A 13,057-nucleotide genomic window follows, 5' to 3' on the forward strand; every position below is an offset into this window, starting at 1 on the left:
TTCATGACCGACGAATCGTGGCCGCCCCGGCTCAGCCGCCGGCGAACGGCGGGAGCACGTCGATGAGCTGGGCGTCGTCGAGGGAGCGGTCGTCGTCGGCGCGCACGCCGTCGACCATGACGGCGCAGCGCGGCAGGATGTCGGAGAGGGCCGGATGCTGCGCCACCACGGCCGCCCGCAGTGCGACCAGCGTGCTCTCGTCGCGCTCCTCGGCGTCGGTGCCGGCAGCCTCCGCAGCCGCGGCGAAGTACCGCACGCGGGTCATCGCCCGACTCCGGGCTCGTCCTCGCCCGGGCGCACCCAGTCGCCGGATCGCCCGCCCGACTTCGCGACGATCCGCACGTCTTCGATGACCACCGCGCGGTCGATGCCCTTGATCATGTCGACGACGGCGAGGGCGGTCACCGACACCGCGGTGAGGGCCTCCATCTCGACACCGGTGCGGTCGGCCGTGCCGACGGTCGCCTCGATGCGCACGCCGTCATCGACGATGTCGAGGTCGACGCTCGCCCGATGCACGCCGATGACGTGGGCGAGGGGGAGGAGCGCGGGCGTCGCCTTGGCCGCCTGGATGCCGGCGATGCGGGCCACCGCGAGCACATCGCCCTTGGGTGCCGTGCCGTCGCGCAGGGCGGCGACCACCTCGGCGCTGCAGCGCACGAATCCGCGGGCGGTGGCGGTGCGGACGGTCGGCTGCTTCGCCGTCACGTCGACCATGTGGGCGCGACCGGCCGAGTCCAGGTGGGGGAAGCTCATCCGACCAGCATGACATCGATCACGTCGCCCACAGCCACGGCGGCGACCTCGGCGGGCACGATCGCGAACGCGCGAGCACGGGCGAGGCCTCCGGCGAGGTGCGAGCCCGAGCCGCCCGCGGTGGCCGGTCGCACGGTGCCGGCGATGGAGTCGACCACGGCCGGCAGGTACTGGCGCCGGCCGGGGGGCGTCGTCCACGCCGTCTCGGCGGTGAGACGCAGCAGGGGGCGTCCGATCTCGGTGCGCCCCTGCATCGCGAGCAGGGCCGGACGCACGAACACCTCGAACGACACCGCGACGCTCACCGGATTCCCCGGCAGACCGAACACGAGAGCCCCCGAGTCGAGCCGGCCGAACGCCTGCGGCTTGCCCGGCTGCATCGCCACGCCGACGAACTCCACCTCGCCGTCGCCGTCGAACGCCCCGCGCACGGGCTCGTACGCTCCGGCACTCACCCCTCCCGTGAAGACGATCGCGTCGGCACCGCGGGCGACCGCCTCGGCCGTGACGGCGCGCACCGCGTCGGGTTCGTCGGGCACCCGCGCGACGAGAACCACCTCGGCGTCGGCATCCGTCACCAGCTGCGTCAGCAGCGGCCCGTTCGAATCGGGGATGCGGCCGCGCTCCGGGGCGTCGCCGGGCGCCCGCAGCTCGCTTCCGGTCGACACGACCGCCACGCGGGGCCTTCTGGTCACCGTCACCTCCGTGACGCCCGCGGCCACCGCGGCGGCGACGCCGAACGCGCCGAGGCGCTCGCCTGCCGCGACGACGACGTCGCCGGCGCGCAGGTCGCCACCGCGCCGACGCACGAAGGCGCCGGGCTTCGCGGGAGCCCGCAGCACACGCACCTCGCCGAGGGAATCGGCGAGGCCGCCCGCCGTGTCTTCGAACGGCACGATCGCGTCGGCGTCGCCCGGCGTGGGCGAGCCGGTCATGATGCGCGCCGCCTCCCCGGAGGCGAGCGCGGGATCCGCCGACGAACCGGCCGGGAGATCGGCGACCACGCGCAGGACGACCGGGTGATCATCGGATGCGGCGGCGACGTCGGCCGCCCGCACCGCGAACCCGTCCATCGCGGAGTTGTCGAACAGGGGGATGTCGTGCGCGGCGACCGCGGGGGAGGCGAGGGTGCGACCCGCGGCATCCGTCGCCGGTCGGGCCTCGGCCTCGAGAACGGTCACCACGGCGAGAACGCGGTCGACCTGGTCCTCGACGGTGCGCAGGGCGCTCATCCGCGCGCCTCCGCGGCCGGACGGACCGCGATCTCGTGCTGCCGAGCGGTGAGCGCGTCGATCACGGCCAGCCGTCCGACGAGGGGTTCCCCGGCCCCGGTCACGAGCTTGATCACCTCGCTCGCGAGCACGCCGCCCACCTGCACGCAGAGCGATCCGAGCACGCCGACCTGGGCGCAGCTCGGCGGCTCGCCCTCGGTGCCCGGCGGGAAGAGATCGGCCAGCACCACGGGCGAGCCCGTGGGAGGAGACGACCAGAAGACCGTCGCCTGCGCGTGCCACTCCTGCACGGCGCCCCAGACGAGCGGCACCCCGCGGGCCTCGCAGGCGGCGGCGACGTCGCGGCGCGTGGCGAAGGAGTCGCTCGTGTCGACCACGACGTCGGCGCCGGCGAGGAGGCGACCGGCGGTCGCGGCGTCGAGCCGCTCGGCCAGCGGTGCGACCACGGTGGCCGGCGAGAGCGCGAGGATCGCGCGCTCGGCCGACACCGTCTTCTTCGTGCCCACGTCGTCGACGCGGTGCATCAGCTGGCGCTGGAGGTTCGTGAGTTCCACGACATCGTCGTCGATCACCGTGATCCGCCCGACTCCAGCGGCGGCCAGCGCGAGCAGCACCGGAGAGCCGAGCCCGCCGGCGCCGACCACCGCGACGCAGGCGGCGCGGAGACGGCGCTGGCCCTCTTCCCCGATGCCCGCGAGCACCGCATGGCGGGCGGTGCGGACGAGTTCGGCGGGCTCGAGGGCAGGGGCCGGCGCGACGAGGGGATGCATGCGTTCAGCGTATGGCAGCCACGGCGCGCTCGGCCGTGGAGCGATCGCCAGACCTACCCCAGGGCGGCTTTGTCGTCGTCGTCGAGCGCGTGCGCCGGCTCGGGCACGAGGTAGAGCCCCGTCGGCGCGTTAGCGGTGTAGGCGAGCGCGTCGATCCAGTGCCGGCTGATGGCTGGTCGACGGCTCGTCTGGTACTTGAACACCAGTGCGCTGTGAGAACTGATCCACACGGTCACGCGGCCGCCGCCGATGCTCATGTCTTCTTTCCACGAGAAGCTGAACGGCTCCCCGCGCCGCAGTTTCGCCGTGATCACGAGCTGCAGGTGCCAGAGCGCCCGATCCTCGATCTCGGTCCTGACGCTGCTTTCGTAGATGAACGTTCCCATGGTGGTGCTCGATTCCGCTCAGCCGGACGACACGGTGACGATCAGGTCGCCGGTGGCGTTCACGCGGTCGATCAGTTCGGCGACATGCGCGGGCTCGACCTTCGGGATGCTCTCGGCGTCGAAGTGGAACTGCAGGGGGATCGCCGGATGGATCCACGCGCTGCACGTCCGCGCGGGATCGCCGTCGGCCGGATGCCACGTCATCATGAAGCTCTCGAGCCGCCGCAGCTTTGTGCCCATCACGATCCGGAGGTGCGCGAGCTCGCGGTCGTCCACTCGGATCGGGGGTGAGGAGGTGTCATATCGCAGAGTGCCCATGTCTCACGGTAGGCCCGGGAGGCGCTGGACACCAGACCGATATTCCGCGTTGTCATCCCCTTGGATGTCGACCTGTCAAGGGCCGTGTGCACCCGGCGCATCGGAGCCGAATGTGGGGGCATGAAACACGTGACCTACGGCGACAAGTCCCACTTCCTCGGCGACGACGCCGCCGACACGCTGGTCGAGTACGCCAGTGTCTTGGGGAACGCGAAGGCCAGTGACGTGGTGACCCTGCGCGGAATCGACGACCACGGCAATGAGGTCGAGGCGACCTTTCTCCTCAACGCGAGCATATCGATGATGATCGAGACGACATCGAGCACGATGGCGGAGCCGGACAACGACGAGGCCGTGAGGCAGATGAACCGCGAGATCGCGAAGCTCATCGATCCCCCGGAGATCGCGCCTGAGGAGCGCGACGGCGGCGGCGAGCACCACGACTCCTTCGGCATGTAGCGGCCTGCGTCACAGACCGAGCAGGCTCCTCGATCCGGAGCGCAGCACGGCCGCGGCGCCGAGAAGCGAGGCGCCGCCGTCGACCACGATGTCGGCACCCGTGATGCGGCGGGCTTCGTCACCCAGCAGGAACGCCACGGCCGCCGCGATGTCCTGCGGTTCGGCGAGCTCGCGCAGCGGTGTGGCATCGAGAAGCGCGTCGAGGTCACCGTCGGCGATGCGGCCGGTCGTGTGCCGCGTGCGCGTCCACCCGGGCGTGACCGAATTCACCCGGATGCCACGGTGCCCGTACTCGGCGGCGGTCTGACGGGTGAGGGCGGCGACCCCGGCCTTCGCCGCCGCGTAAGCGGGGTAGCCGGGAACCGGAGCGTCGGCGTGCACGGAACCGACCACGCACACGGCGCCTCCCGACTGTTGCTCTTCGAACGCGGTGATCGCGGCGCGAAGGCTCTGGAACACGGAGGACAGGTTCGAATCCACGACCCGCGACCAGGCGGCGCGATCCAGAGCGGCGAGCGAGCCGCCTTCGGTCGTCCCGACGGCGATCGCGAAGACGGCGATCGGTTCGTCTGCGGCGATGTCGCGGAGAGCGGCCTCGACGGCGCCCTCGGCGGCGGCATCCACTTCTCCGATCAGGGTATCGGCGGGCAGCGCCTCGGCGGCCGACCGGAGGCGGTCGGCATCGCGGTCGAGGAGCACGATGCGGTGGCGACCGGCGAGCCTGGCCGCGATCGCGCGGCCGATCTCGCCGCCGCCGCCGACGACGACGGCCACGGTGCGCGAGGGTGACGGGCTCGGCGACATGCCAGAACCCTACTCGGCGCGGAACGCGTCCACCGCGTCCCAGTCGAGCTCGATCCCCAGACCCGGAGCGGTCGGCACCCCGAGGCTCGGCCCGTCGAAGTCGAACGGATCGACCGTGAGCGCATCGCGCAGCGGGTTCGGGAGCCGGTTGTACTCGTAGATGCGGAAGTTGGGGATCGCGGCCGACAGCTGCAGCGCCGCGGCGAGTCCGACGGCCGAGCCGACGCCGTGCGGGGCGATGTCGACGTGGAACGTCTCGCACAGCGCCGCGAGCTTGCGCGCCTCGGTGATCCCGCCGGCACGGGCGAGGTTGGGCATGACCACGTCGACGGCCCCGCCGACCAGGAACGGTCGCAGGTCCCAGCGGGTGAAGAGGGTCTCGCCGTTCACGAGCGAGACGGGCATGGCCTGGCGGACGCGGCGGTACCCCTCCACGTCGTCGACCGCGACGGGCTCCTCGATCCACGTGATGCCGAGATCGACCAGACCGCGCACGACGTCGACGGCGCGATCGGCGGTGTAGGCGCAGTTCAGGTCGACGAGCAGCTGGCGCTGCTCGCCGATCGCCTCGCGCACAGCCTCGGCGTGCGCGAGGTCGGTGCGGCGGCCGCGGCCGAGCTTGAGTTTGACGGCCGCGAATCCGGCATCCACGAACGACCGGGCGTAGTCGGCCGAGTCGTTCGGGGTGTCGAGCATCGGCACCGGGCTCGCGTAGACGTCGACGCGCGAGCGGTGCGGACCGCCCAGCAGGGCGTGCACGGGCATGCCGAGTGCCTTGCCCTTGAGGTCCCAGAGGGCCATGTCGACACCGCTCATCGCCTCGAGGAAGTATCCGCGCACCTGGCCGCCGCCGCTCATCGACGAGAACACCCGCGACCAGAGGCGATCCGTCGCCGTGGCATCCTCTCCGATGATCAGCGGGGCGATGATGTCGCGCACGATCTGCGCCGTGACCTTCGGCGCCGGCAGGCCGTAGCACTCCCCGACACCCTCGATGCCGTCGTCCGTCCGCACCCGGATGAGCGTGGAGTACTGCCCCTTGCGCTCGAGCGTGCGATGGCTGGCCGCCGGCTGGAGGAGCCACGAGGGCACCTCGCCGCTGGCGGAGAGCCGCGAGAACGAAGCGAACAGCGGGATCGCTTCGACCGAGGCGATCCGCAGCGCTCCGGCATCCGCCGGAACGGTCACATCGAGGGTGTCGAGAGAGGACATGATTACTTCACCAGCTCCTGCATGGCCTTGTCGGCCTCGTCGAGGGCGTCCTTCGGGCTCTTCTGGCCGATGAGCGCCGCCTGGATCTGCTCGGCGAGCTTCGCCTCCATCTGCGCGTACTCCGGGAACACCCACAGCGGGTTGGGGCTCGCGCCGTCGGTGATCTGCTCCTGCCAGGTCGAGGCGTAGGCGTCGTCGGTGAAGATCGGGTCCTCCAGCGCCTTGGTGGTGGTCGGGACCGAGCCGATCTTCTCGAAGCGGTTCAGGGCCGTGTCGACATCGGAGGAGAGGTAGGCGGCGAATTCGGATGCCGTCGCCGCCGGTCCTTCCTTGAAGACCACCAGCAATCCGCCCCAGGCGAGCGCCTGCGGCTCGTCGCCGGCCTTGACCACGGGGCGGGAGATGGGGAGCGTGCTGTCGAGCAGCGTCGGGTCGGCGGCCTGCGAGGCGATCGTGCCGCGCACCTGGTTCGCGTCGTCGAAGAACGCGGTCTTGCCCTGGCTGTACAGCGTGCGCGCCTCGGGGCGGCCGATGTTGAGGCTGACCAGACCCTCGTCGACGAGCGACGTGATCCAGGTGAGCGCCTCCACGGCGCCCTTGTCGTTGACCGAGATCTCGTCGCCGTCGACGACCTTCGACCCGAACGTCTTGAGCCACGGGATGAAGTCCTTGATGGTCTCGGGCTTCGTCGCGAGAGCGTAGGGCACGATGTCGCCGCCGAGGCCCTTGACGGCCTTCAGCGCCTCCTCGAACTCGTCGACGGTCTTCGGGGTCTCGGTGATCCCGGCCTTCTCGAGGAGTGCGGTGTTCGAGATGAGGCCGATCGACCCGGTGTACCAGGGCAGGCCGTACTGCTTGTCGTCGACCTTTCCATTGGCGAGGGCGGCATCGGTGTATCCGCCGGCCTCGACGTACGGCGACAGGTCTTCGAGGACCCCGAGGCGGGCGAGCGACTGGATGTCGGCGATGTCGAGCTGGGCGGCGCCGGTCGTGGAGCCGTCGCGGGAACGCAGCAGGATCTGGTTGCGGTACTCCGCGAACGGATACGAGACGAGGTCGGCGGTGATGCCCTCGGCGTCGGTGAAGCCCGCGACCTCCTCTTCGATGAGAGCCTTCTGGGCGTCTTCGCCGTAGTTCCAGCTCGTGAAGGTGAAGTCTTCGAGGGCTTCGGGAGTGCTCGCGCCGGCGGGCTTGTCGGCGCCGCCGGCGCAGGCGCTGAGCGCCAGCACGGCGGCCATGCCGAGGCCGAGCGCGGCGGTGATGCGGGTCGAGCGCCGGCGCGCGGCGGGTCGACGGAGGTGGTCGGGCATGGGTGTTCCTTTCGAGGGTGCGGGACGTGCGGAGGGAGGTGCGGGGGACGGGTTAGCCTTTGATGGCCCCGGAGCTGAGGCCGGCGACGAAGTAGCGCTGGAGGGCCAGGAAGATGACGATGACGGGGATCGAGGCGATGAGCGAGGCGGCCATGAGTTCGGGCCACCGGTTGCTGAACTCGCTGAGGTAGGTGTTGACGAGTCCGGGCGGGAGAGTGCGCGTCGCCTCGCCCGAGAGCGTGAGGGCGAACACGAAGTCGTTCCAGCCGCGGATGAAGGCGAAGAGGCCGGCGGCGATCATGCCGGGCGCGATCAACGGCAGCAGGATGCGGTGGATGATCGTGCCCTGACCGGCGCCGTCGACCTTGGCGGCCTCGATGATCTCGTCGGGGATGTTGTCGAAGATGCCCTTCATCATCCAGACGCACAGCGGCAGCGTGAACGTGGTGAACGAGATCACGAGGGCGAGGTAGGAGTTGAGCAGCCCCATCGCGCTGAACAGTCCGTAGATGGTGATCAGCAGCAGGATCTGGGGGAAGAGCTGCGAGACGAGCAGCAGGAACATGAACGAGCGCCGGCCGCGATAGCGGAACTTCGAGAAGGAGTAGGCGCAGTACATGCCCACGAAGACGCTGCCCACGGCGGTGACCGATGCGACGAGCATGCTGTTGCCGAGGTAGTGCAGCAGTCGCCCGTCGGAGAAGATCGCCTCGAACGCGTCGAACGTGATGCTCGTCGGCAGGAAGTTCGGCGGGAAGGAGAACACCTCGTCGGGGGAGCGCAGGCTCGTCAGCACCATCCAGTAGATGGGCAGGAGCGCGAAGAGGGTGACGAGCGTGAGGGTGAGGCGTCGTCCCCACCGCACCGGGCGCGACTCGCCCGTCGGGTCGGTGCGACGTCGGCTGCGCGGTGCGCGCGCGTCCGCGGCATCCGTCATCGTGATCTCGGTCATCGTCTCCGCCGGGTTCGGGGATGTGAGGGTCTGGGACATCAGCTGTCGCTTTCCATTCGGCGCAGGTAGAGCAGGACGACGGGGAGCAGGATCAGCATCCAGAGCAGCCCGAGGGCGCCCGCCATGCCGAGGTCGAAGCCCTTGAACGCCGTCTCGTACACGGCCAGCGAGAAGGTCGTCGTCGCACCGGCGGGTCCACCGCCTGTGAGGACGTAGAGCAGATCGAACTGCTGGAAGTTCCAGATGAACTCCAGCAGCACGACGACGGATGCCACGGGCAGGAGGCCGGGCACCGTGATGTAGCGGAAGCGCTGCCAGGAGTTGGCCCCGTCGACGCGCGCCGCCTCGTAGGTGTCGCCCGGGAACGACTGCAGAGCGGCGAGGAGCATCACCATCATCCAGGGGAACGACGCCCACGTACGGGCGACGATCACGGCCGTCATCGCTCCTGCGCCGGAGTCGAGCCACCCGATGTTCTCGCCGATGGCCCCGAGGCTGCGGAGCACCCCGTTGAGGACGCCGTAGTTCGCGTCGAAGATCCAGAGCCACAGGAACGAGACCACGACGCCGGGCAGTACCCAGGGGAAGAGGAGCAGCGATCGCAGCACCGCGCGACCGCGCATGCGCTGGTTCAGGCCGAGCGCCGCGAGCAGGCCCACCGCGAAAGGGAGCACGGTGGCCGGGACGGCGAACGTCAGGGTGGTCAGCAGGAGCGGCCAGAACTGCCCGCTGAACGCCCTCGCGACGTTGTCGAGGCCGACGAACGTCTTGTCGGGGTAGAGGAGGTTGCTGTCGAAGAGGCCGTCGACGAGCGCGGCGACGAGCGGGTAGATCAGCACGGCCGCCAGAAGCGTCGCCGCGGGGGCGATCAGAAGCAGCGGGAAGAGGCTGCGCGTCGATCGCCGGGCTGCGGCGCGCGATGCGGAGCGCGGCGGGGCGATCAGGGGCGGTGCGACGGCCACGGGGTCCTCCTTGACGAGTGGGATGACGACTACGATATACGAAATGCGAAATGTGTCAAACCCTGCTTGAATGACAGCATCCGATCCGATCGGACCGACCGCAGAAGGAAGGCGTTCGATGGCCTCGTTCACGCACAGCCCGCTGGTCGTCGACACCAAGGCGACGCAGATCCGTCAGCGCCTGGCGCGCGCCATCATCGACGGCGAGCTCCTCCCCGACGACCGCCTCGTCCTCGACGAGCTCGCTCGCGAGATGGGTGTGAGCAAGATCCCGATCCGTGAGGCGCTGTCGAGCCTGGAGGGGGCGGGGCTCGTGGTGACCACGGCGCACTCGGGGCCGCGGGTCGCTCCGCTGCCCTTCCACGAGATCCGCGGAATATACCTGCTCCGCGAGAAGGTCGAGTCGCTCGCGATGCGCCTCGCGCTCGAGAACCTCGATGAGAACGTGATCGGCGAGCTGCGCGAGATCAACGAGACGATGCGGCGCGGCCTCGACTCCCCCGACGTCGTCGAGCTGTCCGACCTGAACGCGCGTTTCCACCTCGCGATCGCCCGCGCGTCGTCGTTCGACACGATCGTCGAATCCGTGGAGGACCTGCTGATCAAGGTCCGTCGCTACCGCGCCGTGATCAACGGCATGGCGGCGAACTGGCCCCGCGCGGTCGAAGAGCACGACGGCATCATCGCCGCCCTCGCCGACACGCTCGACGGCGGCGACGGAGAGCGGGCGGTCGAGAGCATCCGCAGCCACGTGCACACCCAGGGGATGCTGGAGTCGCTCGAGACGGGCGCGGTCGATGCCTGAGCACGCGTCGGGATTCGACGAGCTCTTCGCCGCGGTACCCGTGATGGCCATCCTCCGCGGCATGGGACCGGCGCGCACCCTGGAGCTGAGCCGGCTCGCCTGGTCGCTCGGCGTCACCTGCGTCGAGGTGCCGGTGCAGTCCGCCGCCGACCTCGAGACCCTCGGTGCGCTGGTCGAGGCCGCCGCCGAAGAGGGGCGCACCGTGGGAGCGGGAACGATCCTGGACGTCGAGGGGGTCGCCGACGCCGCCGACGCCGGGGCCCGCTTCACCGTGAGCCCCGGGTGGGATGCCGACGTCGCCCGCGCCTCGCTCGACGCCGGACTTCCCCACCTCCCCGGCGTCGGGAGCGGAACCGACGTGCATCAGGCGCGCCGCTTCGGGCTGCGCTGGGTGAAGGCCTTCCCGGCCGCCCAGCTGGGGGCCGAGTGGATCACCGCGATGAAGGCGCCGTTCCCCGACGTGTCGTTCGTCGCCACGGGCGGCATCACCATCGACAACGCCTCGACGTTCCTGCAGGCGGGCGCATCCGCCGTGGCGATCGGCTCGGCGCTGTCCGACACCGAGCGCGCGGCCGACCTCTTCCAGTCGACCGCCCGCTTCGCCGTGCGCTGACGAGCCGCCTCGGGAGGGCTCACCGCTCTCATCGATTCGACCGATAGCCTCGATCGAACGGATGCCGTCGGAAGGGCCAGCATGACTGACACGGGAAGCTTCGACGTCGCACCGTGGAGCCTCGCGCTCGAGGGGGTCGACACTGCACGGCTCGCGCACGAGGAATCGGTGTTCGGCCTGTCGAACGGACACGTCGGGTGGCGGGGCAATCTCGACGAGGGCGACCCGCGCGGCGTCGCCGGGAGCTACCTGAACGGGGTGTTCGAGGAGCATCCGATGCCCTATGCCGAAGACGGCTACGGGTACCCCGAGTCGGGCCAGACGGTCATCAACGTGCCGAACGGCCAGGTCATCCGGCTCACGGTCGACGACGAGCCGTTCGACATCGAGCACGGTGAGCTGGTTTCGCACCGCCGAGTGCTCGACTTCCGCGACGGAACCCTGCACCGCGAGGTGGAGTGGGTGTCGCCCGCGAATCGCCGCGCGCGCATCGAATCGACCCGCCTGGTCTCGTTCAGCCATCGGTCGATCGCCGCTGTGCGCTACCGCGTGCACGCCGTCGACGCCGCGATCACGGTCAGCGTGCAGTCGGAGGTGGTCCCGAACGAGCCGCTGCCGATCACCCACGACGACCCGCGCGTGCAGGAGCTGCTGCGTCGGCCGCTCGTCGGCGTCGACGCCACCGTGCTGCGCGGCACCGCCACCCTGGTCCACCGCACGCGCGAGAGCGGGCTCACCGTCGCCGTCAGCATGGACCACCAGGTCACCGCATCGGGATCGGCGGAGCCCTCCGTGACGACCGAGGCGGCGCACGACCTGGCGCGGACGACCGTGCGGGTGCGGCTCGCGCCCGGCGAGCACGTCGAGATCGTCAAGTTCGTCGGACACGAGTGGTCGGGCTCCACGACGGCATCCGCTCTGCGCGATCGCGCCGAGGTCGCCGTGTCCGACGCGAAGCGCGCCGGATGGGAGGGCATCGTCGCCGATCAGCGAGCGCGACTCGACGACTACTGGCGCTGCGCAGACGTCGAGGTCGACGGCGAACCCCGCCTGCAACAGGCGGTGCGATACGCGCTGTTCCAGGTGTTCCAGGCGTCGGTGCGCGCCGAACTCCGGTCGGTCCCCGGCAAGGGCCTGACCGGGTCGGGGTACGAGGGCCACACGTTCTGGGACTTCGAGACGTTCGTGCTGCCGGTGCTCACCTCGACGGCGCCGCACGCCGCCGAGCAGGCGCTGCGCTGGCGGCACTCCACGCTCGACCACGCCCGCGAGCGGGCGCGTCACCTCCACTTCGACGGCGCCGCCTTCCCCTGGCGCACGATCGACGGCCGCGAGAGCTCGGGGTACTGGCCGGCCAGCACGGCCGCCTTCCACGTCAACGCCGACATCGCGGGTGCGGTGCTGCACTACGTGCGGGCGACGGGCGATCAGGACTTCGAACGCGAGGCAGGACTCGAGATCCTCGTCGAGACGGCTCGCCTGTGGGCCTCGCTCGGGTTCTGGGACGAGGCGGGCGACTTCCACATCCACGGCGTCACGGGCCCCGACGAGTACTCGGCCATCGCGAACGACAACGTGTTCACCAACCTCTCGGCCCAGCGGAACCTCCGCGGTGCTGTGACCGCGGCGCGGCGGCATCCGGATGTCGCGCGCGTGCTGGGAGTGGACGAGGGCGAGATGGAGGTCTGGACGCGCGCGGCCGATCGGATGACCGTGCCGTTCGACGAGAAGCGGGGTGTGCATCCGCAGTCGGCCGGGTTCACCCACCAGGAGGTGTGGGACTTCGCGCACACGCGCGGCGACCAGTACCCGCTGCACGATCACTTCCCGTACTTCGATCTGTATCGCAAGCAGGTCGTGAAGCAGGCCGACCTCGTGCTCGCGCTCTTCATCTCCCACGAGGACTTCACCCTCGAGCAGAAGGAGCGCGCCTTCGCGTACTACGAAACCGTGACGGTGCGCGATTCGTCGCTGTCGTCGGCGGCGCAGGCGGTCGTCGCCGCCGAGGTCGGTCAGCTCGACCTGGCCTACGACTACCTCGCCGAGGCGGCGACCCTCGACCTCGACGACGTCCAGGGAGACACCGAGGAGGGGCTGCACATGGCGGCGCTCGCCGGGGTGTGGATCGCGATCACCGCCGGGTTCGGCGGCATGCGCGAGACCGAGCAGGGGATGCTGTTCGCCCCGCGCCTGCCCGCGCGGGTGCGGCGGCTGGCCTTCGGGGTGCGCGTCCACGGGCACACGCTCCGGGTCGAGGTCACCGAGACGAAGGCGACGTACGTCCTCAGCGACGGTCCTTCGGTCACGATCCGCCACTACGGCGACGAGGTCGCGCTCGAGGCGGGTGGGCCGGTGACCCTCGGCATCCCCGAGGCGCCCGCGGCCGGCCCGCGGCCGACGCAGCCGCCGGGTCGCGAGCCGCGCCCCGCGGCCGAGGCCTTCCGCGTTTGAGGCGCGCGCTCGCACGGCGTGCGGCCC

Annotated in this window: 15 protein-coding genes; 4 read left to right on the plus strand and 11 right to left on the minus strand. The window is 70.6% G+C overall.

Annotated features, from left to right (window positions below):
* Positions 1 to 31: 31 nt before the first annotated feature.
* From AB3M90_RS12850 to AB3M90_RS12875, 6 genes are read right to left on the minus strand one after another with little or no spacing between them, the layout of a single operon-like run.
* Entirely contained in the window at positions 32 to 265 is a 234-nt protein-coding gene (locus AB3M90_RS12850) for a MoaD/ThiS family protein (RefSeq protein ID WP_412952478.1), read from the minus strand.
* Positions 262 to 756: a cyclic pyranopterin monophosphate synthase MoaC gene (moaC, locus tag AB3M90_RS12855; protein ID WP_412952480.1), complete on the minus strand. Its 495-nt coding sequence runs from the start codon at positions 754 to 756 to the stop codon at positions 262 to 264. Before moaC ends, AB3M90_RS12850 begins: the two co-directional genes overlap by 4 nt.
* Positions 753 to 1,988 carry a molybdopterin molybdotransferase MoeA gene (locus AB3M90_RS12860; RefSeq protein WP_412952482.1) on the minus strand — a complete coding sequence of 412 codons (1,236 nt, stop codon included), beginning with the start codon at positions 1,986 to 1,988 and terminating at the stop codon, positions 753 to 755. The genes moaC and AB3M90_RS12860 overlap by 4 nt, the downstream gene beginning before the upstream one ends.
* Positions 1,985 to 2,758 (minus strand): HesA/MoeB/ThiF family protein, encoded by a 774-nt coding sequence (locus AB3M90_RS12865; RefSeq protein WP_412952483.1) that lies wholly within the window; start codon positions 2,756 to 2,758, stop codon positions 1,985 to 1,987. Before AB3M90_RS12865 ends, AB3M90_RS12860 begins: the two co-directional genes overlap by 4 nt.
* Before the next feature lie 53 nt (positions 2,759 to 2,811).
* Entirely contained in the window at positions 2,812 to 3,144 is a 333-nt protein-coding gene (locus AB3M90_RS12870) for a DUF7882 family protein (protein WP_412952485.1), read from the minus strand.
* 18 nt (positions 3,145 to 3,162) lie between these two features.
* Positions 3,163 to 3,462 carry a DUF7882 family protein gene (locus AB3M90_RS12875; RefSeq protein ID WP_412952487.1) on the minus strand — a complete coding sequence of 100 codons (300 nt, stop codon included), beginning with the start codon at positions 3,460 to 3,462 and terminating at the stop codon, positions 3,163 to 3,165.
* Between the two features lie 120 nt (positions 3,463 to 3,582).
* Between AB3M90_RS12875 and AB3M90_RS12880 the strand changes: the two genes are divergently transcribed.
* Positions 3,583 to 3,921 carry a hypothetical protein gene (locus tag AB3M90_RS12880; RefSeq protein WP_412952488.1) on the plus strand — a complete coding sequence of 113 codons (339 nt, stop codon included), beginning with the start codon at positions 3,583 to 3,585 and terminating at the stop codon, positions 3,919 to 3,921.
* A gap of 9 nt (positions 3,922 to 3,930) precedes the next feature.
* Here the strand turns inward: AB3M90_RS12880 and AB3M90_RS12885 are convergent, their stop codons facing one another.
* The 5 genes from AB3M90_RS12885 to AB3M90_RS12905 are packed head-to-tail and all read right to left on the minus strand — an operon-like array spanning position 3,931 to position 9,161.
* Positions 3,931 to 4,725 (minus strand): SDR family NAD(P)-dependent oxidoreductase, encoded by a 795-nt coding sequence (locus AB3M90_RS12885; protein WP_412952490.1) that lies wholly within the window; start codon positions 4,723 to 4,725, stop codon positions 3,931 to 3,933.
* A gap of 9 nt (positions 4,726 to 4,734) precedes the next feature.
* Entirely contained in the window at positions 4,735 to 5,937 is a 1,203-nt protein-coding gene (locus AB3M90_RS12890) for a mandelate racemase/muconate lactonizing enzyme family protein (protein ID WP_412952491.1), read from the minus strand.
* Positions 5,938 to 5,939: 2 nt separating this feature from the next.
* A complete protein-coding gene (locus AB3M90_RS12895) occupies positions 5,940 to 7,247 on the minus strand; it encodes a sugar ABC transporter substrate-binding protein (protein WP_412952492.1) in 1,308 nt (435 codons plus the stop codon).
* A gap of 52 nt (positions 7,248 to 7,299) precedes the next feature.
* Positions 7,300 to 8,238: a carbohydrate ABC transporter permease gene (locus AB3M90_RS12900; protein ID WP_412952493.1), complete on the minus strand. Its 939-nt coding sequence runs from the start codon at positions 8,236 to 8,238 to the stop codon at positions 7,300 to 7,302.
* Entirely contained in the window at positions 8,238 to 9,161 is a 924-nt protein-coding gene (locus AB3M90_RS12905; RefSeq protein WP_412952494.1) for a carbohydrate ABC transporter permease, read from the minus strand. The genes AB3M90_RS12900 and AB3M90_RS12905 overlap by 1 nt, the downstream gene beginning before the upstream one ends.
* Positions 9,162 to 9,279: 118 nt before the next feature.
* Here AB3M90_RS12905 and AB3M90_RS12910 point away from each other — a divergent pair, with 118 nt between their 5' ends.
* From AB3M90_RS12910 to AB3M90_RS12920, 3 genes are all read left to right on the plus strand, one after another.
* The gene (locus AB3M90_RS12910) at positions 9,280 to 9,966 is read left to right on the plus strand and encodes a GntR family transcriptional regulator (RefSeq protein ID WP_412952495.1); all 687 of its coding nucleotides are present in this window, start codon (positions 9,280 to 9,282) and stop codon (positions 9,964 to 9,966) included.
* Positions 9,959 to 10,579 carry a bifunctional 4-hydroxy-2-oxoglutarate aldolase/2-dehydro-3-deoxy-phosphogluconate aldolase gene (locus AB3M90_RS12915; protein WP_412952497.1) on the plus strand — a complete coding sequence of 207 codons (621 nt, stop codon included), beginning with the start codon at positions 9,959 to 9,961 and terminating at the stop codon, positions 10,577 to 10,579. Before AB3M90_RS12910 ends, AB3M90_RS12915 begins: the two co-directional genes overlap by 8 nt.
* An 81-nt stretch (positions 10,580 to 10,660) precedes the next feature.
* A complete protein-coding gene (locus tag AB3M90_RS12920) occupies positions 10,661 to 13,030 on the plus strand; it encodes a glycoside hydrolase family 65 protein (protein WP_412952499.1) in 2,370 nt (789 codons plus the stop codon).
* Positions 13,031 to 13,057: the final 27 nt, after the last annotated feature.

This window comes from Microbacterium martis (assembly GCF_047246685.1).
Classification (GTDB): domain Bacteria; phylum Actinomycetota; class Actinomycetes; order Actinomycetales; family Microbacteriaceae; genus Microbacterium.

Excerpts from the sequence above, each read along its gene's own strand:
- AB3M90_RS12850 (WP_412952478.1), bottom strand. The coding sequence starts at position 265 with ATGACCCGCGTGCGGTACTTCGCCGCGGCTGCGGAGGCTGCCGGCACC.
- moaC (WP_412952480.1), bottom strand. The coding sequence starts at position 756 with ATGAGCTTCCCCCACCTGGACTCGGCCGGTCGCGCCCACATGGTCGAC.
- AB3M90_RS12860 (WP_412952482.1), bottom strand. The coding sequence starts at position 1,988 with ATGAGCGCCCTGCGCACCGTCGAGGACCAGGTCGACCGCGTTCTCGCC.
- AB3M90_RS12865 (WP_412952483.1), bottom strand. The coding sequence starts at position 2,758 with ATGCATCCCCTCGTCGCGCCGGCCCCTGCCCTCGAGCCCGCCGAACTC.
- AB3M90_RS12870 (WP_412952485.1), bottom strand. The coding sequence starts at position 3,144 with ATGGGAACGTTCATCTACGAAAGCAGCGTCAGGACCGAGATCGAGGAT.
- AB3M90_RS12875 (WP_412952487.1), bottom strand. The coding sequence starts at position 3,462 with ATGGGCACTCTGCGATATGACACCTCCTCACCCCCGATCCGAGTGGAC.
- AB3M90_RS12880 (WP_412952488.1), top strand. The coding sequence starts at position 3,583 with ATGAAACACGTGACCTACGGCGACAAGTCCCACTTCCTCGGCGACGAC.
- AB3M90_RS12885 (WP_412952490.1), bottom strand. The coding sequence starts at position 4,725 with ATGTCGCCGAGCCCGTCACCCTCGCGCACCGTGGCCGTCGTCGTCGGC.
- AB3M90_RS12890 (WP_412952491.1), bottom strand. The coding sequence starts at position 5,937 with ATGTCCTCTCTCGACACCCTCGATGTGACCGTTCCGGCGGATGCCGGA.
- AB3M90_RS12895 (WP_412952492.1), bottom strand. The coding sequence starts at position 7,247 with ATGCCCGACCACCTCCGTCGACCCGCCGCGCGCCGGCGCTCGACCCGC.
- AB3M90_RS12900 (WP_412952493.1), bottom strand. The coding sequence starts at position 8,238 with ATGTCCCAGACCCTCACATCCCCGAACCCGGCGGAGACGATGACCGAG.
- AB3M90_RS12910 (WP_412952495.1), top strand. The coding sequence starts at position 9,280 with ATGGCCTCGTTCACGCACAGCCCGCTGGTCGTCGACACCAAGGCGACG.
- AB3M90_RS12915 (WP_412952497.1), top strand. The coding sequence starts at position 9,959 with ATGCCTGAGCACGCGTCGGGATTCGACGAGCTCTTCGCCGCGGTACCC.
- AB3M90_RS12920 (WP_412952499.1), top strand. The coding sequence starts at position 10,661 with ATGACTGACACGGGAAGCTTCGACGTCGCACCGTGGAGCCTCGCGCTC.